Here is a 21,923-nt window from a genome sequence, read left to right on the forward strand (position 1 = left end):
AGATGAGATTTCCTTTTAGCATTAGCTAAGTAAGATCCCTGAAAGATGATCAGGTTGATAGGTCAGAGGTGGAAGCGCGGTGACGTGTGGAGCTGACTGATACTAATCGATCGAGGACTTAACCAAAAATAAGAAGCGGAAGAAGCCCGCTTAAACCGATAGGATGTTGGAGCTCTCGAGAAGAAGTCGTTCTTTGACTTCGCAGGAGAGAGCGAAACAGCCGTACGGTTTGGCTTCTGGAGCTAGATTGCGAAAAGCGAAGGCGACTGTTCAACTTCGACAGACGTTGGAGAGCCGGCCATGCAAATCCTGGTTTTGGATTTGTTTGGACGGATCGAAACGGCCGAGAAGTTAGGAGCCATAGCTAGACAACGATACTCAATTTACCTTACTTCTTACAAACATTATCTAGTTTTGAGGGAACAAAGATATTTGCGATAGCAAAAGATTTTCTTTAATTAAATAGTCTGGTGACGATGGCGAGAAGGTCACACCCGTTCCCATGCCGAACACGGAAGTTAAGCTTCTCAGCGCCGATGGTAGTTGGGGGATTCCCCCTGTGAGAGTAGGACGTCGCCAGGCAAACCAAAAAACAACCATAACTTGGTTGTTTTTTTTGTATATTACTTTCTCTTCCTCACAGGAAAAATTTTAAAAGTTAATAAACCCTTATGAGCCAAATGTCATTTATTCTAATGTCATGTTAAGATGAAACCATGAAGACAAGATTGCTACTTTCCATAAGGTAGTTTAACTGATTTAGAAAGGAAGAGGAATAAAATGTCGAATTTACCTAATTGTCCTAAATGTAATTCGGAATACGTATATGAGGATGGTAACTTATTGGTCTGTCCAGAGTGTGCTCATGAGTGGACGTTAACGGAAGCAGAGCAAGGTGAAGAACAAAAAGTATTCAAGGATGCGAATGGCAATGTTTTAAGTGATGGGGATACAGTTACGGTTATCAAAGACTTAAAGGTGAAAGGTAGTTCATCTGTGTTAAAAATCGGTACCAAGGTCAAAAATATCCGTTTAGTAGAGGACGGAGATCATGATATCGACTGTAAAATTGATGGTTTTGGAGCGATGGAATTGAAATCTGAATTTGTTAAAAAGGTTTAACTGAGTGTTACATAAGTTTTTCTAATTGAAAGAAGCAAGAGGGAAGAGCATTGCTCTGTTGTCTCTCTTGCTTTTATTTATATTAGTTTAATGGTAAACCCAGAGTAATAAGAATGAAAGATACAACCTTTTCTAAAGCGCTTCCAATAATAAATAGCCCATCTACATACTTTAATGGGTACGGTTTGTATCATTATTAGTAGCTATCATCATGTCGGTACCCATAAGCTTGCCTGCATTGACAAATACAGTACGTGTACATTGACTTATTATTTTGGTATTTTTGATAGCAGTTTGTGAGACATCGTTGATAAAGATGATGTTGGGAAGATGGCAACTGATTGCTTGAATTTTCCCCACCTTGACGAAAATAAGCTAGATTCCCTGCGTAAAAACCAGAACGATTAGGAAATAACACCATTTTATTGCACTCCTTTAGTCATTCCACATTATAATCATCCCTCAAAGGGTTTGAGGGATTAGGATTACCTTGTTGTTAGTGTTCTTCTATCTTGTTAAGTGTTTGAACATCCTCAAGAAGTACTTTTTTCGAAAGTAAGAATCTATCATATTTTGCATTCAAAATGAGAAGAAGCTTATACCATATCCTATTCCTCTTTATACTTAAGTGAACTTGTCAATCTCAAAAATAGGCAATGAAATAAAAACGAAAACTAGATTCTTAAAAGAACTACTTCATTGCTTGGATGCATGATTCAACCTTTTTGTCGCATGAAAAGTAGTGGTGCATAGCCTATAAGAAAGTTGAAACTTTTCAAAGGATGTGATGTAGATGCAACCACCTCGAATATACAACAGTTATTCAAACATGTATGCGCAATATCCGAATCGAAATAATAATCGAATGCGGGATCAGATGAAAGGGGAACACACAATAAAGGTTAGGGGAAATGGGGAAGTAGAGGTCCGTCCCAATCAAGCTGTTTTATCGTTAGGAATTAAAACCGAAGATAAAGAAGTACAAGCAGCACAACAACAAAATGCCACCTTGGCTAATCAATTTATTATGTCCATAACCAATTTAGGCGTTGATACAAAGGACATTGAAACCGTATCTTATACGATTGAGCCACGGTATGATTATATAGAGGGGGAACAAATTTTACGCGGATATGTGGTCACACACCTGTTCAGGGTCATTGTAAAGGATGTAACGAAAGTTGGGGAGGTCATTGATGTTTCCACAAAAAATGGAGTCAATGTCGTGAATAACATCTCATTTGAGGTTTCTGATGTATCCCCTTATTATGGAGAAGCATTGCAAAGAGCAACATTAAATGCAAAACAGCATGCAGAGCAGATTGCAAAAGCTATAGGAGTTTCATTGAATCTTATACCCGTTTGGGTTGTTGAAGGTGAAATTCAGTCGGAACGGCCATTCTATCCTATGCCCATGATGGCCTCATCCAGTGTACCTACATCTCCCCCTATTCAGGAAGGAAAGGTGAAGGTAAAGGCAACTGTCCAGGCACTTTATCAGTTTACAAGTTTTTGAGATTTATCAACCAATCACAATTAAAGCTCCTTTTTACTCTTGATTCATCCTGCAACCTGGTGACCTTCATCAATATGAAGGTCTTTTTTGGGAAGAGGAAGTAATGGTTGATTTTTTTATAAGGCCCTTTTCTCAACTTTTTTGCTTTTTAAGATAAAAATACAAATGATTGAGCTATGTTAAACTGAAAAATTGCCTTCATTTATATGAAAAAAGCTTGCAAACACATTTTGCAACGTACAAAATGTCTATATCTACGTTAAAATCGGCTTTAGGATTTTAACAACAATCTTTGCGAAAAGAGCCTTACGAAAAACAGCCTTTTATCAATATCTTTAGGATAGAGGCTAGGTTAGGATGAATTTAACTAAGTAAAAGGGGCGTTGATGTTGATTCTTGGTATTTTATTGTTACTTCTACCATTCTTACTATCTATTTTTCTACAAATAAAAGCGACCAAAAGCCAGAATAAGGTTCTTTTAAAATCGTTTGGGAACTTTCTGTTGCTGACTGTCATTCAGATTCTCCTGTTAATAGCATTTGTTTTTCTGAATATCGAAATGAATCCTCGTAGCGGTGAGGCTAGTGGCTGGTTATTTGTCATGTATGTGCTGTTTTCTCCGGTTATCCTCATTGGAAACCTTGCGATAATTATGATTACTCATTTTGTTCAAAAAAAGAAACAGAACTCTTTAAGCAAATAATGAACTAAAAAGTACAGGAAATTCCCTGTACTTTTATTAATGTTAAAGAAATTAATTGCGTTCTGTAAATCTTTGTACCTAAACCAAATGGCTCATGAGTTATCTGAAAATTTAGATTAAAATGAAAGGGCTTCCATAACGGTTGAATGAAGGAGAGTGGTTTTTCTGAAGCTTAAAATGTTGATGTTAAGTTTGTCGTCCTCATTGCTAATTGGCTTTGCCACGGGTGAAAACAAACAGGTTTATGCGAATGAAAGCAACACAATAATTCCTAATGCGGAGAAAGTAACAGAAACGTATTTCGATGGAACAGAAAATAACTGGCTCACAACCCTTAACCCTGAGCAGTTTAGGCAAGCCACATTATACGGAAATATCGGGTTGGCACCGACCAATTGGGGGAACGAAGCTGAAGGCACTGGTTGGCATCAAATGTACCAGCCCGCAGCAATTAAAGGGACCCAAGTAAATGGGGCTTTTGAAGATGCCCAGTTTGTCATTCGTGTGCCGGAAAAGTGGAATGGGAAACTTGTTGTTTCCGGGATTCCAGCCACTAGAAATGAAACTTCAACGGATTTGTTATTTAGTGATTATGTGCTAGAAAAAGGCTATGCATTTGCCGCCATTGATAAGGGGACTCAAGGAGAAGCAAGTGACACGGATCCATTTGCCAAAGCCAAAAATGCCTTAGCTAGTGAGGATGATAGCGTCGCTGAGTGGAACATGCGCTTCCGTCAGATCACGAAGGCGGCTCAACAATACTTAGTAGAAAACTATACAGACCAATTGATTTCATCTTCGGACTCTTCTAATACAGCAAGTGATTTAGTCAGGAAAGACCACCCAGTTCCTACATATGCGATGGGAATTTCAAATGGTGGATATGTGGTCCGCTATTCGCTTGAAAACGATGATCCTAAACAAACCGGTGAACCACGCTTGTTTGACGGTGGAGTGGACTGGGAAGGCGTGCTTTGGACAGAGAAACAGCCGAATTTAATCAGTTCCTTAACGACGATTGTCAACAATGCTGAGGAAGCATTGTATGGCAACGGGAAAGAGCAAAAAAAGGCGTTGAAAGAAATGTACAAAGCGGGGTTGCCAAAAGGTTCAGAAAAATTATGGGCTTACCATGACCAAGTATATTGGTTTATTTCCCTGAATATTTATCGTGATCATTTTGATCCGGATGCACCTGGACGAATTGAGTGGCCAAACTATTTGAACTTCAACGAAACTGGAGTTCGTGATCGTTCATTTGATTTTATTTTTGAAAAATACAACTACGTAACGCGACCAAAAGCAGTGAAAGAAAACATCAAAGCGATTTCTAATACAGGGGATATTGATGTCCCTCTCGTAAGTTTTACAGGTTCATTGGATGCGTTGATATTTCCAGAAATCCATGCGGAAGGATATCAGAAACTGGTGAAAAAAGCAGGGAAAGAACATTTACACCGACTTTATACGATTGAAAATGGGAACCATGTAGACAGTTTGGTTTGGAATAACGGGTCCGATCCTGATAAGCAGCTTCAACCGCTCTTGCCATATGCGCATCAAGCTTTTGATTTAATGGTTGACTGGGTAGAAAACAAGAATGCTCCACCAGAAAGTCAGGAGATTGGCACGCCCAAAGATCCAACTAAAGTGATTGACATTAAAACAGGAACGGAAAGGGATCCTCGTAAAGAAGCTTAAATTCAATAAGTAAACCTCCGACTCGTTTCGGAGGTTTTTTCTATTTAGAAAAAAGTTTGTGATTAATGAAAAAATTTATAATGAATATTTTTACTTTTTGTAATAAAATAAAATCTCGCGAGGAGGAAAGAGAATGAATTTATTTAATACGACATGGGAGCATTTTAAACCTTATTGGAGGAAGTTGTTGCTTGCTTTGTTTTTTTCGTTAGTGGGCGGAGCGTTTACCATTTTGCCTCCGATTCTGGCCGGGAAACTGGTCGATGATGTCATTGTAACAGGGGAGATGTCTTTCTTACTTTGGATTGTCGGCGGAGTCCTTGTGGCTTTTTTAGGCAAGTCCTTATTTGAAACGATGCAAGAATTTGTTCAAGTAAAAATCGGTTTAGATGTGATTACCGATATGCAAATTCGGGCTTTTAAAAGATTGCATCATACGCCGATGTCGTTTTTTAGCACGACACCGAGAGGAGATATGTTGTATCGGTTAACACATGATGTAGAGTCGATTCAAAACCTAAACAATACCGTCGTGCCAAGAATTTTACAACAAGTCATCAGTGCGGTCGCCGCTTTCTCGGCGGTGTTTGTTTTATATTGGCCTGCAGCGATTGTGATGTTTGTGGTGTTTGCGATATATATTTTCCCGTCATTTAAATTAGGTAAAACAATGCGGACAATGAGTGCCGTCCAAAGAGAAATGAGCTCTGATATGTACCATCATTTGCAGGAGAGCATCGAAAGTGTTCGTCTTGTACGGACCTTTCAAATACAAGATCAAGAATTCGAGACACAACAAAAGAAATTGGTGAACTGGAAGAATTATTCAATCCGAGCTGCGTTAATCGGAAAAGTCAATTGGCGCCTTGGAAACATGTTTAATATCGCGACTCCAGGTGTAGTGATGCTTATTGGTGGTTTTTCGATTTGGCAAGGAAATATTACGGTTGGGACGCTTGTGGCATGTTTAAGTTATATACCAATCATGTTTTTGCCTGTTCGTTCATTAGCTGAGAATGCATTGACGATCCAACAGGCAATCCCTGCCTTGCAACGAATCTATGAATATTTTGATTTACCAGAAGAACATGAGGAGAATCTACCGAAGTTTGGGGAAGTAAAAGGGAAAATCGAGTTAGATCATATTTGCTTTACTTATCCTGCTAGCGATAAAACCATTTTAAAAGGCGTGTCCCTATCGATGGAGCCAGGGAATCATATCGGGATCGTTGGAACAAGTGGTGGCGGAAAAAGTACGTTAATTCAAATTTTGCTAGGATTGTATGAGCCGGAACAAGGAACTGTTCATATAGATGGAAAAAATCTGTTTGATTATAATCGTAATAGCTTTCGCCAACAGGTCGGGGTTGTCTCGCAGGAAACGTTTCTATTGAATAGTACATTGCGTCAAAATCTTTTATATGGAAAAAGTGATGCGACTCAAGAAGAATTAGAGCAGGCGGTTGAAGCGGCAGGGTTAAAAGACTTGATTGATTCTTTAGAAGATAAATATGAAACAGTGGTTGGCGAACGAGGGCTAAAGCTTTCTGGTGGACAGCGTCAACGGGTTGCGCTTGCGCGGGCAATTTTGCGGCAACCACCGGTTTTGATTTTTGATGAAGCCACATCGTCTTTGGATGGTGAAACAGAAGAAAAAGTTCAGGAAGCATTAGAACAATTGATTCCTGGTCGAACGACCATTACGATTGCGCACAGACTAGTGACCGTGCGGAATGCAGATAAAATCTTGCTTTTAGACCAAGGCGTTGTCGCTGAACAAGGGACTCATGATGAATTACTTGCACAAAAAGGCCAATATTATCAGCTTTATCATGCACAATATCATGAGTTGGAAAAGGAGATGATTGGATGAAGTCAAATGTAGTCTCCCAACCACCCAAAAACCGCGATGGGCGGAGGGTACTGAATTTCTTAAAACCTTATAAAAAATGGGTAATTGCCGACTCGGTTGTGATTGCAATCAGTCAAGTGTTTTCGGCTTTGATTCCGACCCTTGCACTGAGTTGGCTGATAGATAGTATTATTCCAAACGAAAACGCCAAATGGCTATGGGGGTTAATGTGGCTATTAATTCTCTCCGGAATTTTAGATTTGGTGATGATGGTAATTGATGAGTACTTTTGTCATCAAACCGCAAAGACGGTAACCAACTGGCAGAAGCTGAGGTTGTTTCGGCATTTACAGGTGTTGCCATTCTCGTTTTATCATCACAATTCTTCAGGAGAGCTGTTAGCGCGGGTCTCTGATGATCCAGATACACTACATAACTTCCTTGCATGGGAAGGCTCAACGTTCATGGCCAGCGTTCAAGGGATGTTGATTTACAGTTTGGTTCTCTTGTGGATTCATCCGTATTTAATGATCATGAGTGTTGTTTTGGGGATCCTCTTTTACTGGGCTTCAAACTATGTTGGAGCAAGAACGCGAGCTGCTGCTGCAGATGCGCGGACAGAGGCGTCACGCTATCTTGAGAGATTACGCGAATCAGTTACGGGCATCCATTTATCAAGGGTCATGGGCGTTTCTGATCAAGAGGTAGAGAGTGTCGTTCGCATACGGAACTCTTTTGTGAAGCACTCGATTAAAGAATTAAGAGCAAGAATGCAATCAGTCGTTGTCATTGCAAGCTACAATGGGTTTGCACTAGCTATTGTTTATTTTATTAGCACATTATTAATCTGGAATGATAGTTTGACGAGCGGACAAATGCTAACAGCTGGTGGGTTGGTGACGATTGCCGCAAATGAAATGCAAAAGTTGTTGCGCAACTGGCTTTCTGTCCGAAGAACAGGACCAGCCTTGGATCGCTCAGAAATCTTGCTTTCGAATCAACCATCCGATGCTGAGACCCAACCAGGAATTGTTGGCGAACGTGCCAAGGGTGAGGTTCGATTGAGAGATGTGACCTTTGCTTACCCTGGGAAACACGAAACCGTACTATCGGGTGTCTCGTTTACGATTCAGGCAGGGGAAAAAGTAGCCTTGGTTGGACCAAGTGGTTCAGGAAAATCGACCATTGTTGATTTGCTTTTTAAACTTTATGATCCCAAGGATGGAGTAATGGAAATTGATGGTCGAAATATTATGGAGTGGGACACTTCTTGGCTTCGGTCGCAAATGGCGATTGTGACCCAAGATGTTCAGTTGCGAAGTGGGACGCTAGCGGAGAATTTAAGAATAGGAAAATCAAATGCGACCGGTGAAGAGTTACTAAAAGCATTAAGAGATAGCGGGCTCGATGACTTGATTTATACTCTTCCAAATGGGTTAGATACAAAAGTAGGCGAACGCGGTAGTCTGCTTTCAGGGGGACAAAAGCAGCGACTTTCTCTCGCAAGGGCGATTTTAAAAAATGCGCCAATCCTTGTTCTGGATGAAGCAAGTTCAGCACTTGATCCTATTACAGAAACGAAAATCAATGAAGCGGTCTTGAAAACAGGTAAGAAACAAACGATCATAATCGTTTCACATCGCCTCTCGACCGTCCTTTCCGCCGATAAAATCATAGTCCTTGAAAACGGTAAAATTGTTGAACAGGGAAGTCATAAGGAATTGCTCCAAAATAGTTCTGGTGTCTATTCTCGATTATTTGGGAGAGAAGCGGACATCGGGGGAAAAACAATTCAACCAATTGGTTGAGAATCAAAGACCATACGATTTAAGATGAAAAAGCTTGGGCAATGCTCAAGCTTTTTGTTTGCTTCGATAGCAGCTACGGACTACAGCATTTTTTTGAAGTATTGGTTTCATATTGTAATAAAATAAACGAATTCCTCCTTTTGACCTATAAAATTACCGAAATTCTATATTTATCCAATTTAATTCAAAGTGTATAATTATGTTCATTGTGACTAAATAAATGGAGTCAAGAGATTCTTACTGAACGAGGTATAAGTAGGCTTACTATATAGTCATTCTTTATTTATACATAATTATTTCGTCACTTAATTTTACCTCGAATTTTATTCTTAAATCCTACATATCTATATCTAGGATTTGTGCTCCTTTAAAGGAGGGAGAAGAATGTCTAAAAGAAATAACAAGAAAAGAAAAAAGCGGAGGGGGCCAAGTTTAACGGAGGAACAGGAACAGGCATTAATCAAAGAAAAACGGAAGGCGAAATGGCTAGAGTGGTTAATCGCAATTATCATTCTTATTGTTCTAGTGATTTTGTTTTCTGTCGAAAGTATTGTCTATAGTCTGTTCACTTATTTTGATGGGGATCTTCAATTGTTAGCCAATCTCTACATTACAATTGATTTGCTTTTTGCCATCATCAAGGTTTTGATTGCTTGTGGCCTGATTTGGCTTGGGTATTATTTGGCCAATTGGCTGCGGAAAAGCAAGGAACGATCGATTTTTATCGTTTTAATTATTCTATTTTTCTTCGGAATAGGAATGATGTTCTTTTTGGCTAGTATCTTAGAGACATTTGCTTATTTGAGGCTTATATTCTGATTTAAACTAAAGAGATTGGAGGGGATGAAATGACGAAAACAAAAAAAGTCATGGCCGGAATATCATCAACAGCGATCATGCTTGGAATGACAGGATGTGGATCTTCACAGGGTGTCTATGCGGACATACCGCCTGTTCCGGATAGTCAAGACTGTACAGAATGGGAATGGGATTTGGACGACGGTGTCTGGGAGTGTGAAGATTCTAATTCGGGTTATTACGGACATTATTATCATGGTGGCAAATATTATTCTAGCAAACCATCACTATATAAAAGCAGTTCCTATTCTAGCTATAAAAATAGTTCTTCGTTTAAAGGGAGCAGCTCGACGAGTAAACTGAGCTCTGGATTTGGTAGTGGCTCAAGTGTTTTTGGTGGTTAATACATACGAAAAGAGGGGTTAGAACGTGAACTTATATATGAATTTTGCGACTTATTTAGGTTTAGCTGTCGTTTTGTTAGCAGTAGGGACGTTTTTATTTGAAATTAGTACGACAAAGGTAAAAGAATTCAAATTGATTGCCGACAAGAATTTAACTGCCGCCTTATCGCTAGGTGGAAAAATTGTTGGTTTAGCTGTTGTATTGGGTTCGGCCGCGGAATATTCCATTTCATTAGTTGATATGGCCATTTGGGGCGGTGTTGGAATTGTTTCGCAAATCGTTGTGTTCCTTTTAGCGGAATTAGTTACGATTCGTTTTAGCATCTCAAAAGCGATTGAAGAGGATAATCGAGCTGTTGGGGTTATGCTATTCTCGTTATCTCTTTCAATTGGGTGGATTGTTGCAAAATGTTTGTCTTACTAATGACTTTCTGAGGTGAAAGATGAAGAAACTGACCTATTTCATACATGATGGCCATGGAGGCTATGAGCCTTTTTATGAATACAAAACACCAGAAGTTGGGATTGATGAATTTTACGCCCGCCAGCTTTGTACGTATTTTATTATGCGTGGCAGACAATACCAACTCATCTCAAATGAGATGCTTGATGATGAAGAAATTCTTGTTCTAGAGGAGAAAGGGAAAAACAACTCTGTTCTTGATGAAGAGAGCTTCGCCGGCAAGGGCCTTCACATTGAAATCCGTCGATTTCGAGAGGAAGAGAACTACAAGCTTTTGGCACTGATTCCTTGTGAAACTCACTTTGATGTGATTCGTTACTTGTTGAAGGATGTTGTTGATGTTCCGGATATTGGCCAAATGATGATGACCTCTACGGAAATTGATGAGGATCGGAGCGTCTATGTGATTTACGTGAAAAACATTGGAGAGATTGACAATTGAGTGGTTTATCAAATAGATATACAGAAAAAAGAAAGAAATTTTATCAAGGAATCAGTGATTTCTGGCCAGATTTATACGGAGAAGAGTACGCTCTTTATGATATTGCTACCATTGGTAAAGACGAGGCGGAGCAAATTCGTTTGGCGACAAACCGGATAGGAAAGGTCTTTTTTAAGGTTAGTCAACTTTTAAGAGAAATTCCGAAAGAGACTCTAGTGGAAATGGGGTATCCAACAGAGTCTCTTTCCTTTATCAAACTTCAAACATTGCCGTTTGAGAGTGTGATCGCTCGCCTTGATTTAGTCAAAACCACAGAGGGTTATAAATGCCTTGAAATTAATTCGGACACTCCTACCTTTATCAAGGAGTTGTTTGCAGTGAATGGTCTCGTTTGTAAGGAATTTCAGGTTGAAGATCCAAATGCAGGAATGGAATTATTGATGGCGGATGCGATAAAATTAGCTTTAAACGAGTGTGCTAAGCAATTAGAAAAACCAAAGCCCTATATCGTTTTTACCGCACATGAAGAGAATATAGAAGACCGGGAAACCGTCATTTATCTTCAAAAATTAGCCGAGGTTCCATCAAGGTTTGTGCCTCTTCATCAACTAAAAATAGAACGAGGAAAAGGGCTTTATGATGAAAATGGACTAAAGATTGATATCTTATACAGGCAAACTTTTCCGATTGAAAATTTGGTGCTGGACGAAGATCAGGATGGAAATTCAATTGGTTTATGGTTATTAGAATTGGTTGAATCTGGACAGTTACAGCTCTTAAATCCGCCTTCTGCTTTTTTATTGCAAAACAAAGCTGTGCAAGCCGTTATTTGGGGCTTACATCTTGAGAACAGTCCTTTTTTTACAGGTGAGGAACATGACTGGATCGAAGAATATTTCTTGCCAACTTTTTTTGAACCTGATTATTTTTTGGAAAACCAGCTTGCTTTTGTAAAAAAACCATCCTTTGGACGTGAAGGAGACACCGTTGAAATTTTTGCAGGTGATGGAAATGTAGCTTTACAAGATTCACATCAAAGTTACACCAACTACCTCCCAATCTATCAGCAATATATCGAGCTACCTTCCCACCAATTTAATAGTCGAAAAGGGATGCAAACTGGGAATCTCCTCATTGGCAGCTTCCTATTAAATGGACGTGCTGCAGCGATGGGCTTTCGCGTGGGAGAGAGGATTACAAATAATCTTTCTTATTATTTACCTGTTGGATTGCAGGATTCATAAGGCATAGTGACGTATCCTCAAACATCATATAAAAAGCTTAAGCCTGTGCTCAAGCTTTTTATTCAGTGGTGAATTTACAATTTGGATAGCTACTACAGCCTTTAAACGTACCTTGTTTCCCATACCTTTTAACAAGAGGACTGCCACAATGTGGGCAAATACTGTTCACTGTGTTGAAATCGTTTTTAATCTCTTCCACATGCTTTTTGCTTTGTTGTTTTTGAGCTTTTCGGTCTTTAAGGACATATTGCATTAATAGATGTTTGATTTTATGTTTCTTAAAATCAGATAAGTGTTTGACTCCTGCACCAGACTTAATAAAAGAAAGAAGGTTATTGGTTTTCAGTACAGTGGCATTTTTAAAAGGATGCTTAAATTTCAACTCCGCTTGGTTACCAAAGGCGATTACCGAATAAATCGGAACATCCTCTAGGACATGTCCTAGAACAGATTGGACCGCTTTAATATGACCGGCATTTTGCCAAATAGGATTATAAAATTTATCTTTTCGTTTAAAATTTGTTTGTGTCCAAAATTGTTGATGTTCCGAGCCTGTGATCCACCCTTTAAAATTTTTTGTCTCAATAATGTAAATCCCATTTTCAGCAATCAAAATATGATCAATTTGCGTTGTTTTCCCGCCTTTTCTTGGAAGGTACAGATCATTTAACACAATGTATACCGTGGGATTTAATGTATTTAATAGGAGAGCTACTTGCTTTTCGCCTAGTTTTCCTTTAATCGTAGCTTTGTTTAGGTTGTACCAAATTACACCAATTAAAATGGCAAGAATGAGAAGTTTGCCCATGAAATGATCCCCCGGATTCCTTTTTTACGATAATAATAGAATATCATACTTTCGACCTACAAATAGAATAATTCCTAGAAATATCCAAATTTTTGATTGGAGAGATTCCTATGCCGCATATTGAAACGGAAAGATTAGAGATGATTACTTTTACAGCAGACATGATGGAAGCAATCTTGAATGGAACGGCGGAGCAGGAAGGGAAAATACCTTATCAGCTCGCACTGGGATGGCCGATGCCCGTTTATAAGCAATTTTTTGCTTATAAAATTGAGCGTTTCCGTAAGTATCCAGCTGAAAATGAGTGGGAAGGCATCATCGTACACAAACAGGATCAACGAATTATCGGGGACATGGGGTTTAAAGGAGGGCCGAATGAGGACGGAGTTATTGACCTAGGCTATAGCATTGTTCCTAGTTATCAAGGGAAAGGATATGCAACTGAAATGGGAAAAGCGATGGTCGAATGGGGACGGTCAAATTCTGCTGTTCAAAAGGTTATTGCCACCTGTCATCCAGAAAACCTAGCCTCAATTCGGGTGTTAGAAAAAATCGGTTTCCATGTAACGAAACAGACTGAGGAAAGTATTTATTGGGAGTATTGATTTAGAGAACGAGCAAAAAGCTCAGACTATTAGGCAGTTAGAGAACGGAATGAGTTACTAAACCACGCTTTCTTCATAGGATAGTAAGGATGGAGGAGGTGTGATCATGACATATACCATCATAACTGGACCGTTTCCTGGCCATTCTGGGTATCTGCACGCCCACTATTTTCCAAGTCAACTTCAGCAGGTACAGATTCCTAGTTCCTGGTACTCATTGAATGTTCATCCTTTGCATGTGCAACATTCTATTTATCCACCATTTCCTTATTTTCCTTATGGAAGGTGGTAAATAGTACCTCGTGAGGAAGTTTTTGCTTTTTAGGTTTATTTTTTTATAAGGTGTTTTCGTAAAGTTTGTTGTTAAAATCCTAAAGCCGATTTTAACGCAAAATAAGTTTTTCTTTGTGTACTACTTAGTTTGTAAGCTCTTTTCTCTTTCTTATAAACGATCTTTGGAATGGAATCATAGATAAATTATTCTATTTTTCCTAAAAGCACAATCTATGAGAAAAGAGCTTTTTATAAAAACCAGCTAAAAACGCTAAGAAAACAACAAAGAGATGGAATCAACAGTGTTTACAAGAGAAATTTTCTTGTGCATAATAATATAGGGAGAAATGTTGATTTTCATAGATGGGTAAATGGTCAACTCATCCACATTCCGTTGGAAAGTTGTCCTTTTTTATTTGTCGACTATGAATGTATATATTTATTGATAACAAAATGTAATAGAGGGATTTGAATGACGATGAGTATGGAAGCAGAAGTATTTACTAGATTAATTGAGGCATCAGAAAAACTCAAAAAAGAAACGGAAAAGAAACAGGATGCGAAAAGTTGGAAGTCGATCAACCAATCGTTAACCTTAGAGGAAGGACTTAATCGTCTAGCAAAGTCTGATTTAGACTCATTCCGAAGAAAATTGGAAATTAAGAATGCGAGCAGTTTGAAAAAAGCAGAGTTAATTGTGGTCCTAAAGGATGAGATTCTTGCAAATGTAGGAGATGTTTGTAAGCTTCTGGATGACAAGCGTTACAATTTAATCACAGAAATGGTTGAGAACGGTGGACACTTGAATGCGTCGAACATCGATCTTAAAGTCCTTGCTCCTTTACTTGAAAACGGCATGATCTTTACTGGAACTGTCGAAGATGAAAAAATGTTTGTCATGCCAACAGAGATCGTTGAACTTGTTTCAAAACAAAATGACGATGAATTGAAAAATTTGATTAAACGCAATACAGAATGGGTCAAGCTTACAAAAGGTGCATTGTATTACTACGGTTCATTAAACTTAAATCAGTTGTTAGCAGTCATTGAGCGCTTTATGAATGAACCTGTGGAAATAAATGAGTTCATTGCGATGATCGAACAAGTTGCTTTTGCTGATTCGGAGCTTCGAATTGAAGAACAATGTTTTTCAAATGGTAGAGTGTTTGACTCAGCAAGAGTTTTCCAGGAACATCAAAATCGTTCTGAATTAGGGTATTATCCTTTTACAAAAGAACAATTATTAGCTGCAGGCGAAACTGACTTTGTCGAACGGAATGAAAGTTATCAGCGCTTTGTGAAATTTTTACATAGCACGTTTGATATGTCGCAAGAGGAAGCGGATAATATTGTCGAGGAATGTGTTTACGCGACTCGTATCGGCGAAGAACCAAAAGACTTGCTTCAATTCTTGCAGCAGCGAGTGGAATTTGATCGTATTGACACATTAAGAATGGCAATGGAACGAATCGTTGATTTAATGAACAATACAAGAGCATGGTTCTTAAAAGGCTATACCTCATCTGAGCTAAGCGTACAAGAAAAGTCATCAGCTAAGGATAATGTCATCAGTATTCAATCAAAGAAAAAGATTGGTCGAAATGAACCGTGCCCCTGCGGTAGTGGCAAGAAATACAAAAAATGTTGCGGTAAATAATAAACGTGTTTGGTGAAACAAGGAACATTTTTGTTCATACATCATACGATAGGAAAAGGATTAATCACGCTTTTTATGTGGTTAGTCCTTTTTTTATTTGTACATGTAATTTATATTTTACATTAAGTAATATATATGTTACGTTTTAAGTGGAGGTTAAACGAATGAAAAATACCGTAAAACTTGCGCGTATTAAAGCAAATTTAACGCAACAGCAACTTGCTGACAAAGTAGGGATTACCAGGCAAACTGTTAGTTTAATTGAAAAAGGAAAATATAATCCAAGCTTAAAATTATGTTTGCAGATCTGCTATGCCGTTCACGCCAAATTGGATGAAATTTTTTGGATCGAACAGGAGGAATTTGAATGAAAAAAATAACTGATGAGCGATTAATCCTTCAGAATTTGCAGCATATTCGAATTACATACATCGTCCAAACCATTGGAATCTTATGTATCCTTGGCTACGAGTTTTTTCAAGGCGGTCTAGAACAGATGAGAGAAAATCCACTCTGGCTCGTCTTTATGTTAACGACGGTCGTTTATGCTTATTTATCAATGAGTGTTAGTGTAGTACATGAAAAGGGTGAGACAAATCCAAGGAAATCATTTTTGATCAGCCTCATCGTTTTAAGTTTGATTGTGGTGGTTGCAGCGATATTGACTGCTATGACACCAGGATTTGGATGGGGCAATGGAGCATTCATTGGCGGGGTGTTATATGTTTGTGGGTTTATTCCATGTTATTATGTCTATCATTTACGAAAGAAACAGAGAGCAGAACTTGATGAAGATGAATGAAACGATGCATCTGGAAACGGAGGAGTTTCTGTTTAAAAACAGAAGCGCTGTCACTCTATTCCCAGAAAATATTTTATAGTCGAAACCAGCTAAAACATTTATAATAGTATTATTTTTAAGGCTCTTTTCACAAACTTTGTTGCTTTTTAGAGTAAATATAAAAAGATTTAGCTATGATTTCATTCCAAAGTAAGTTTAGAAGCGGAGAAAAGAGCTTATAAACTAGTAATAGCGCAGAATAAAGCTTATTTCACGTTAAAATCGGCTTTAGGATTTTAACAACAATCTTTACGAGAATAGCTATTCTTAAAGCATTGTGGAGGTTTCGAACATGGAAGGAATCGTGACAAAGTTAGGAGACTTTTTCGAAATCAATTGGGAGCGAGTCTTCGATTATGGAATGTCCATATTGGTTACAGTTGTTATTACGTATGCCATTCTTTTTCTGATTCGTTATTTAATTTCTCAGTTTTTTAAACGGACCAATTTTTTTAGTGAAAAGAAAGAACAAACCATTGAATCGGTCGTTAAAAATACGTCCCACTATTTGGCGTTTTTCATTATTATTTTAGCTGCAATTAAACCATTTGTAGATATAAAAGACATATTGGTAGCCGGTGGGGTTATTGGGATTGTGGTCGGTTTAGGTGCTCAAAAGATTATGACGGACATTTTGGCCGGATTTTTCATGATTTTTGAAGAACAGTTTCAACGAGGTGATTTTGTTCATATCAATGGGGAAATCGATGGTGGAACCATTGAAGACTTAGGCTTTCGCGTAGTTAAAGTCCGATTATTAAACGGTAAGTTGATGACCGTACCAAATGGAGAAATTCGCAAAGTTGAAAACGGAAACGTAGAAAAGCGGAGGATTTTTGAGAGCGTGATCGTCAGTTTTAAAGAAAATCCTGCGCGGATTGAGCAGTTGTTACACGAGTTATGTGAGGATTTAAATGAACTGCATAAAGACTATTTAAAAGTAGACCCCATGACTAGTGAATATGTAGAGAAGTATCAAGTCCACGGCTTGTCGTCATTAGATGTGAGCCCATTAGGGTTCAAGTTTTCAATCAAAGCAACTGTCAAAGATAACGATTATTTAACCGCCGCACAAGAAACGAAAAAATTACTTGCGCAGAAGATCTATGATCACCAGATTCAAATGCCTACGCAGCAGGTAGTTCTTCAAGCGCAGCCCGAGCGTAATGGGGAGGCATAGGCGTACAAGTAGTTTCCAAAATATCGTGCATTTGAATCATTTTTGGAACGTATATGATCAAGCTCTCATACGGTGGTAAAAAAGGAGTTGTCTTTATGGATCTACTTACTTTTATCATCTCAGCACTGATTGCAATGGTTATTGGAACTGTAGCCGATAAAATCTCCCCTGTTGGAATGCCTGGAGGATGGGCGGGCGCGATGATTGCTGGGTTTATTGGCGCTTGGATTGGGCCAATTCTATTAGGAACTTTCGGGCCAGTCGTTGCCGGTTTTTCGTTAATTCCAGCGCTCATTGGTGCTTTCGTCGTCGTTGTTGTTGTTGGGGTTATAGCAAGTATTTTTCGTTAGCGAATGCTGTTGCCGCTGTAATAGTATGACTGACGTTTGAAGCTATGACTATAAAGGTTTTAGATTACTAGTGGGGAACAATTATGATAGGAAAACACAAAGGATGGTTCCGAACTGGAACCATTTTTTTAAATCAGTTAAAGTACATATTAGAAGTAAAATGATAAGGAAGGATACGTCATGCAACCATTTACTGAAAAAGTGATAAAAATCATTCAGGAGATTCCACCTGGAAAAGTCATGACGTACGGGCAAATTGCGAGGTGTGCGGGAAGTCCAAGGGCTGCACGTCAAGTCGTACGTGTTCTACATTCAATGAGTCGGAAGTATCATCTACCATGGCACCGAGTGGTAAACAGTAAAGGGAAAATTGCGATCCAAGAAGATGCATCTTTTCAAGAGCAACTTCTTTCGCTAGAAAGTGAAGGAGTTGAAGTCGGGATTCAAGGGAGAATTGACTTGGAGAAATATCTGTTTCAACCGAAAGAAGTTTAAAGCTTTTAACTACCGATTTAGCAGGTGATTTAGTGCCCGTCGTGGAATGATAAATTGTGAATGCGAAATATATTATGCTTGAATCACGAGGTGGTAACGGATGAAAATCTCAATCATGAAACCAGCTGTTGAGCATGCTGCGTCGATTGCAGCCATTTGCACAACGGGTTGGAAACAAACCGTTGAAGGTGTGTTAAGTGAAGACTATCAAAAGCAAAATGTAGAATTTTGGTACAATCTTGATCGAGTTCGTAGTGACATTCTCCAGGGAAGTTACTCTCATATTGGGGTCATAGATTCAGAGATTGTCGGGGTCATTGGCGGCGGGATGACTGGTCCAGCAGCCAGTGAGGTGTTTGTTCTATACGTTGACGAAACCTACCGATATCAAGGAGTCGGAAGGCTGTTGCTTGAAGCACTCACACAAGAGCAAATTGAGCAAGGTGCAGAAGAACAATGGGTTTCTGTTCAGGAAGGAAACCAACGTGGAATTCCTTTTTACGAGGCAAGAGGGTTTGTGTATCAAACAAACCAAATCACTGATACCGATACAGGTGAGCAACAAGTGTCTTTGAGATATTCAAGATCCCTCATATGAGTACATTTTTGGAAAAGGCTGTTTTCGTAAAAATTGTTGTTAAAATCCCTAATACGATTTTAACGAGATAGTAGCCATTTTGTATGTTTATAATTAGTCTGCAAGCTCTTTCCCATAAAACGTATCTATTTTTTTGAATAACCTAGCACTTCAAAGTATTTATTGTTAAAAAGCAATAAAGTTTGAGAGAAGAGTTTTTGAAAAAGGCCATTTCATTGATTAATGAAATGGCCTCAATAATAGCTTTTAGACGTTTAATAAGTCAGCTTCTTTCGTCTTTTGTTTTTTATAAGTATAAAAGCCTTCTCCAGTGGCAATTCCTAATTTCCCCTTGTCAATATACTCTGTTTTTAAATAGTTTGCTATTTTCACGAACTCCGGATTTCCTGATTGTGCTTTTGCATTGGCAATATTATAAGCAGTTGTTACACCAATGATATCCAGAATCGCAAACGGCCCTTTAGGAGCTCCAGTGGCAATTTGCCATGTTTTATCAATCGTTTCTACATCAGCAATTTCATTTACTAAAAGCATCTCGGCCGCTTCTAATAGTGGAACCAATAAGGAATTCAAGATATAACCTGGTTGTTCTTTATGTATTGGTAAGGCAACCATGCCAATTGCTTTCGCAAATTCAATTAGATCAGTAAATACTTTTTCGTCCGTTCCTGGGTGTTTCATCACTTCAGCCGTATTGCTCACACAAATTTGGTTGGCAAAATGTAACGCTAAGAACTTTTCAGGTCGCCCTGTAGCCTCTGCAAATTGGCTTGGTAATAGAGTAGAAGAATTCGTGGCAAAAACGGTTTTTTCAGGAGCAACTGCACCTAACTTTTTATAAAAATCTAGTTTAATTTCGACCACTTCAGGTACAGCTTCAATCACTAAGTCGGCATCTGCAACAGCTTGTGATAAGTCGCTATAGAATGTAATTCGATCAAAAGCAAGATTGACCTCTTCTTCAGTAGCTCCTAAGTGTTTTTGATAACGTGGTTTTAACTTTGCAATTCTTTCCTTTGCTTGTGAAACGGCTTCATCGGTAATGTCATATACAGAGACTTGAAACCCTTTAAAAGCTGTTTGAAAAGCAATCTGACTTCCAAGCACGCCACTACCTGCTACGGTAACTTTTTGATAATCCATTCCTATTTCTCCCCTTTAAGTGAAAACGTTATCTTTCAAAAATATTATGGCATTTTTTTCATTAAAAAAGAAGAGATTTGTTAGAATTTTCTAATCTATCATAAAAACTGTATAAAAGGCGGATTGTTATATTGTTAATGAGGCGAAAATACTAGTCTTATATTTCCATGAACGCTTCCATATACCTATTGAATCTCTGTCCTTTTTTTACTAGATTTGTAATGAGTTACCATTATTTGATAAAAAACGACAAGAGGTGGAACAACATGTCCGTAAAAACAAAAACGCTCGCGGTCGCACTATCAACAGGGTTAGTAATCGGAGGTCTAACTGGCATTCCTGGTTTAACCCATACTTTCGCTGATTCCTCAGTAAAAAAAGATACTGTCTCGCAAATGCAAAAGGCTCCTAAAAACGTAATTGTCATGGTTGGAGACGGTATGGGATTGGGACAATTAGAAATTGCCCGCTTAATGGAGTATGGCAAAGAAGGCAAACTCCAGATGGAGCAGCTTGATAATGTGGCTTTAATGAGAACATATTCTGCTGATAATTATGTTACTGACTCTGGTGCGGCTGGAACAGCGATTGCAACTAGTGTGAAAACAAATAACGAATCTATTGGCGTGGATGCAAACGGAAACGAAGTTGATAGTATTCTAGATTTGTTCCAAGCAAGCGGTAAAAAGGTTGGGTTAATTTCAACCAATACGGTTGTCGATGCGACACCAGCAGCCTTTGGCTCAAGTGCACCAAATCGTTGGTCTGGTAGTGATGAAATTGCAAGGCAACTCTATAATAGCGATATCGATGTAATCCTTGGCGGAGGAGCTAGTTATTTTTCGCCTGAGAAGCAAAGTGGTACCGATCTTGTAGAAAAGTTCCGTGAAGAAGGTTATGCCTTTGCAAGCGATAAAGACGAACTTGAAAACGTAGGTACTCCAGATAAACTTTTAGGCTTGTTCCATCCATCTTATATGAATTATAAACTTGATGTAGAAGAAAACAAATCCAATGAGCCTACTTTAAATGAAATGACAGCGAAAGCCCTCGATGTCTTATCAAAAGGAAAAAACGGTTTCTTCTTAATGGTTGAAGGTGCACGAATTGATCATGCGGCACATGCGGCTGATGTGCCTGGAGTATGGAAAGAAACGATTGAGTTTGACAATACGGTCAAGGATGTTGTTGAGTGGGCAAAAGGTCGTAAAGATACGCTTGTCGTTGTACTAGCGGACCATGAAACAATGGGCATGTCTGCTGCAGAAACAATGGAGATTGAAGCATTAAAAGAAATCGAAGTTTCGCCAGAGTACATGGCAGGTCGGCTTAAGAAAGACGACAATGGTGAATTTACAACGGACAGCGTGAAGTCTGTTTTCAAAGAGTATGCCAATATTGACCTTTCAGATGAAGATGTAGCTCAATTCCTTCAAAATATCAAAGACAACGAAGGCACCGTTTATCCGCAACATAAGGTCGGTTGGGAAATCGGTAGTGTCATCGCGAAGCGCTACAAAGTCGGAGTAATAGATCGTGAAGTTCGTGCTGAGAGTTCAACAGGTGGTCATACTGGAAACATGGTCCCAGTATTCGCGACGGGTGTAGGTAGTGAAAGATTTGAAGGTGTGCTTGATAATACAGACGTTTCAAAGCTTATTGCTGAAGCAGCGAAATTGAAGACCATTCCTGGTGAATAAGAGAAAGAGAGAAAGCTAGGGAAATGCATATATTTAAGATAGGCTAGATAAATCGGGTGCATTAGCTTTGAAAGCACTGTAGATTGTAGTAGGGCGATCGCGCAGACTCAAGTGTGCTCACCAACCGCTCCGCGAATAGCGAAGGGTCTTCGAACGGTAATCTACTTATCTCATACAAAACGAAAGACGGACCCACAGGGGTCCGTCTTCCGTTTATTT

At 38.8% G+C, this 21,923-nt stretch carries 23 protein-coding genes and 2 rRNA genes; 23 read left to right on the forward strand and 2 right to left on the reverse strand.

Going from position 1 to position 21,923, the window contains the following annotated elements; genetic code table 11:
* The 13 genes from M3182_RS16970 to M3182_RS17030 form a co-directional block, all read left to right on the forward strand.
* Positions 1-126 (forward strand): 23S ribosomal RNA (locus tag M3182_RS16970); the annotation flags it as partial.
* 340 nt (positions 127-466) lie between these two features.
* Positions 467-582: ribosomal RNA gene (gene rrf, locus M3182_RS16975) — 5S ribosomal RNA — on the forward strand.
* Positions 583-780: 198 nt separating this feature from the next.
* A complete protein-coding gene (locus M3182_RS16980) occupies positions 781-1,122 on the forward strand; it encodes a zinc ribbon domain-containing protein YjdM (RefSeq protein WP_251559173.1) in 342 nt (113 codons plus the stop codon).
* A 793-nt stretch (positions 1,123-1,915) separates the two neighbouring features.
* Positions 1,916-2,638 (forward strand): SIMPL domain-containing protein, encoded by a 723-nt coding sequence (locus tag M3182_RS16985; protein WP_251437660.1) that lies wholly within the window; start codon positions 1,916-1,918, stop codon positions 2,636-2,638.
* Between the two features lie 386 nt (positions 2,639-3,024).
* Positions 3,025-3,342, forward strand: coding sequence for a hypothetical protein (locus M3182_RS16990; protein WP_251437653.1), 318 nt, complete (start codon positions 3,025-3,027; stop codon positions 3,340-3,342).
* 156 nt (positions 3,343-3,498) lie between these two features.
* The gene (locus tag M3182_RS16995) at positions 3,499-5,043 is read left to right on the forward strand and encodes an alpha/beta hydrolase (protein ID WP_432806717.1); all 1,545 of its coding nucleotides are present in this window, start codon (positions 3,499-3,501) and stop codon (positions 5,041-5,043) included.
* A 133-nt stretch (positions 5,044-5,176) separates the two neighbouring features.
* Entirely contained in the window at positions 5,177-6,916 is a 1,740-nt protein-coding gene (locus M3182_RS17000; protein ID WP_251559175.1) for an ABC transporter ATP-binding protein, read from the forward strand.
* A complete protein-coding gene (locus M3182_RS17005; protein ID WP_251559177.1) occupies positions 6,913-8,703 on the forward strand; it encodes an ABC transporter ATP-binding protein in 1,791 nt (596 codons plus the stop codon). Before M3182_RS17000 ends, M3182_RS17005 begins: the two co-directional genes overlap by 4 nt.
* Before the next feature lie 384 nt (positions 8,704-9,087).
* Positions 9,088-9,522, forward strand: coding sequence for a hypothetical protein (locus M3182_RS17010; protein ID WP_251437647.1), 435 nt, complete (start codon positions 9,088-9,090; stop codon positions 9,520-9,522).
* A gap of 29 nt (positions 9,523-9,551) precedes the next feature.
* Positions 9,552-9,905, forward strand: a complete 354-nt coding sequence (locus M3182_RS17015) for an aminotransferase yhxA (protein WP_251437645.1) — start codon at positions 9,552-9,554, stop codon at positions 9,903-9,905.
* 37 nt (positions 9,906-9,942) lie between these two features.
* A complete protein-coding gene (locus tag M3182_RS17020; protein ID WP_251437669.1) occupies positions 9,943-10,329 on the forward strand; it encodes a DUF350 domain-containing protein in 387 nt (128 codons plus the stop codon).
* Between the two features lie 19 nt (positions 10,330-10,348).
* Entirely contained in the window at positions 10,349-10,810 is a 462-nt protein-coding gene (locus M3182_RS17025) for an RNA helicase (RefSeq protein WP_251437643.1), read from the forward strand.
* A complete protein-coding gene (locus M3182_RS17030; RefSeq protein WP_251437642.1) occupies positions 10,807-12,054 on the forward strand; it encodes a glutathionylspermidine synthase family protein in 1,248 nt (415 codons plus the stop codon). Before M3182_RS17025 ends, M3182_RS17030 begins: the two co-directional genes overlap by 4 nt.
* A 58-nt stretch (positions 12,055-12,112) precedes the next feature.
* On the opposite strand, the gene M3182_RS17035 is transcribed toward M3182_RS17030, so the two are convergent.
* Positions 12,113-12,862, reverse strand: coding sequence for an NERD domain-containing protein (locus tag M3182_RS17035; protein ID WP_251437634.1), 750 nt, complete (start codon positions 12,860-12,862; stop codon positions 12,113-12,115).
* Positions 12,863-12,972: 110 nt separating this feature from the next.
* Here M3182_RS17035 and M3182_RS17040 point away from each other — a divergent pair, with 110 nt between their 5' ends.
* From M3182_RS17040 to M3182_RS17080, 9 genes are all read left to right on the forward strand, one after another.
* The gene (locus tag M3182_RS17040) at positions 12,973-13,467 is read left to right on the forward strand and encodes a GNAT family N-acetyltransferase (protein WP_251437632.1); all 495 of its coding nucleotides are present in this window, start codon (positions 12,973-12,975) and stop codon (positions 13,465-13,467) included.
* A gap of 106 nt (positions 13,468-13,573) precedes the next feature.
* The gene (locus M3182_RS17045; RefSeq protein ID WP_251437630.1) at positions 13,574-13,759 is read left to right on the forward strand and encodes a hypothetical protein; all 186 of its coding nucleotides are present in this window, start codon (positions 13,574-13,576) and stop codon (positions 13,757-13,759) included.
* Positions 13,760-14,212: 453 nt separating this feature from the next.
* Complete coding sequence (locus M3182_RS17050) at positions 14,213-15,397, forward strand: YecA family protein (RefSeq protein WP_251434638.1); 1,185 nt, start codon at positions 14,213-14,215, stop codon at positions 15,395-15,397.
* A 164-nt stretch (positions 15,398-15,561) separates the two neighbouring features.
* Complete coding sequence (locus M3182_RS17055) at positions 15,562-15,768, forward strand: helix-turn-helix transcriptional regulator (protein ID WP_251434641.1); 207 nt, start codon at positions 15,562-15,564, stop codon at positions 15,766-15,768.
* The gene (locus M3182_RS17060; protein WP_251559179.1) at positions 15,765-16,199 is read left to right on the forward strand and encodes a hypothetical protein; all 435 of its coding nucleotides are present in this window, start codon (positions 15,765-15,767) and stop codon (positions 16,197-16,199) included. The genes M3182_RS17055 and M3182_RS17060 overlap by 4 nt, the downstream gene beginning before the upstream one ends.
* 331 nt (positions 16,200-16,530) lie before the next feature.
* Positions 16,531-17,418 carry a mechanosensitive ion channel family protein gene (locus M3182_RS17065; RefSeq protein WP_251559182.1) on the forward strand — a complete coding sequence of 296 codons (888 nt, stop codon included), beginning with the start codon at positions 16,531-16,533 and terminating at the stop codon, positions 17,416-17,418.
* A gap of 95 nt (positions 17,419-17,513) precedes the next feature.
* Positions 17,514-17,768 carry a GlsB/YeaQ/YmgE family stress response membrane protein gene (locus tag M3182_RS17070; protein WP_251434650.1) on the forward strand — a complete coding sequence of 85 codons (255 nt, stop codon included), beginning with the start codon at positions 17,514-17,516 and terminating at the stop codon, positions 17,766-17,768.
* Between the two features lie 180 nt (positions 17,769-17,948).
* Positions 17,949-18,263, forward strand: a complete 315-nt coding sequence (locus tag M3182_RS17075) for an MGMT family protein (protein ID WP_251559184.1) — start codon at positions 17,949-17,951, stop codon at positions 18,261-18,263.
* Positions 18,264-18,363: 100 nt separating this feature from the next.
* Positions 18,364-18,861 (forward strand): GNAT family N-acetyltransferase, encoded by a 498-nt coding sequence (locus M3182_RS17080; RefSeq protein WP_251434656.1) that lies wholly within the window; start codon positions 18,364-18,366, stop codon positions 18,859-18,861.
* 246 nt (positions 18,862-19,107) lie between these two features.
* Here M3182_RS17080 and M3182_RS17085 read toward each other — a convergent pair whose 3' ends face one another.
* A complete protein-coding gene (locus M3182_RS17085) occupies positions 19,108-20,004 on the reverse strand; it encodes a 3-hydroxyacyl-CoA dehydrogenase (protein ID WP_251559186.1) in 897 nt (298 codons plus the stop codon).
* 266 nt (positions 20,005-20,270) lie between these two features.
* On the opposite strand from M3182_RS17085, the gene M3182_RS17090 reads away from it, so the two are divergent.
* Complete coding sequence (locus M3182_RS17090; protein ID WP_251434663.1) at positions 20,271-21,704, forward strand: alkaline phosphatase; 1,434 nt, start codon at positions 20,271-20,273, stop codon at positions 21,702-21,704.
* Positions 21,705-21,923 lie beyond the last annotated feature (219 nt).

It is taken from the genome of Mesobacillus maritimus, assembly GCF_023715205.1.
In the GTDB taxonomy this organism is placed as follows: domain Bacteria; phylum Bacillota; class Bacilli; order Bacillales; family Cytobacillaceae; genus Mesobacillus_B; species Mesobacillus_B maritimus_C.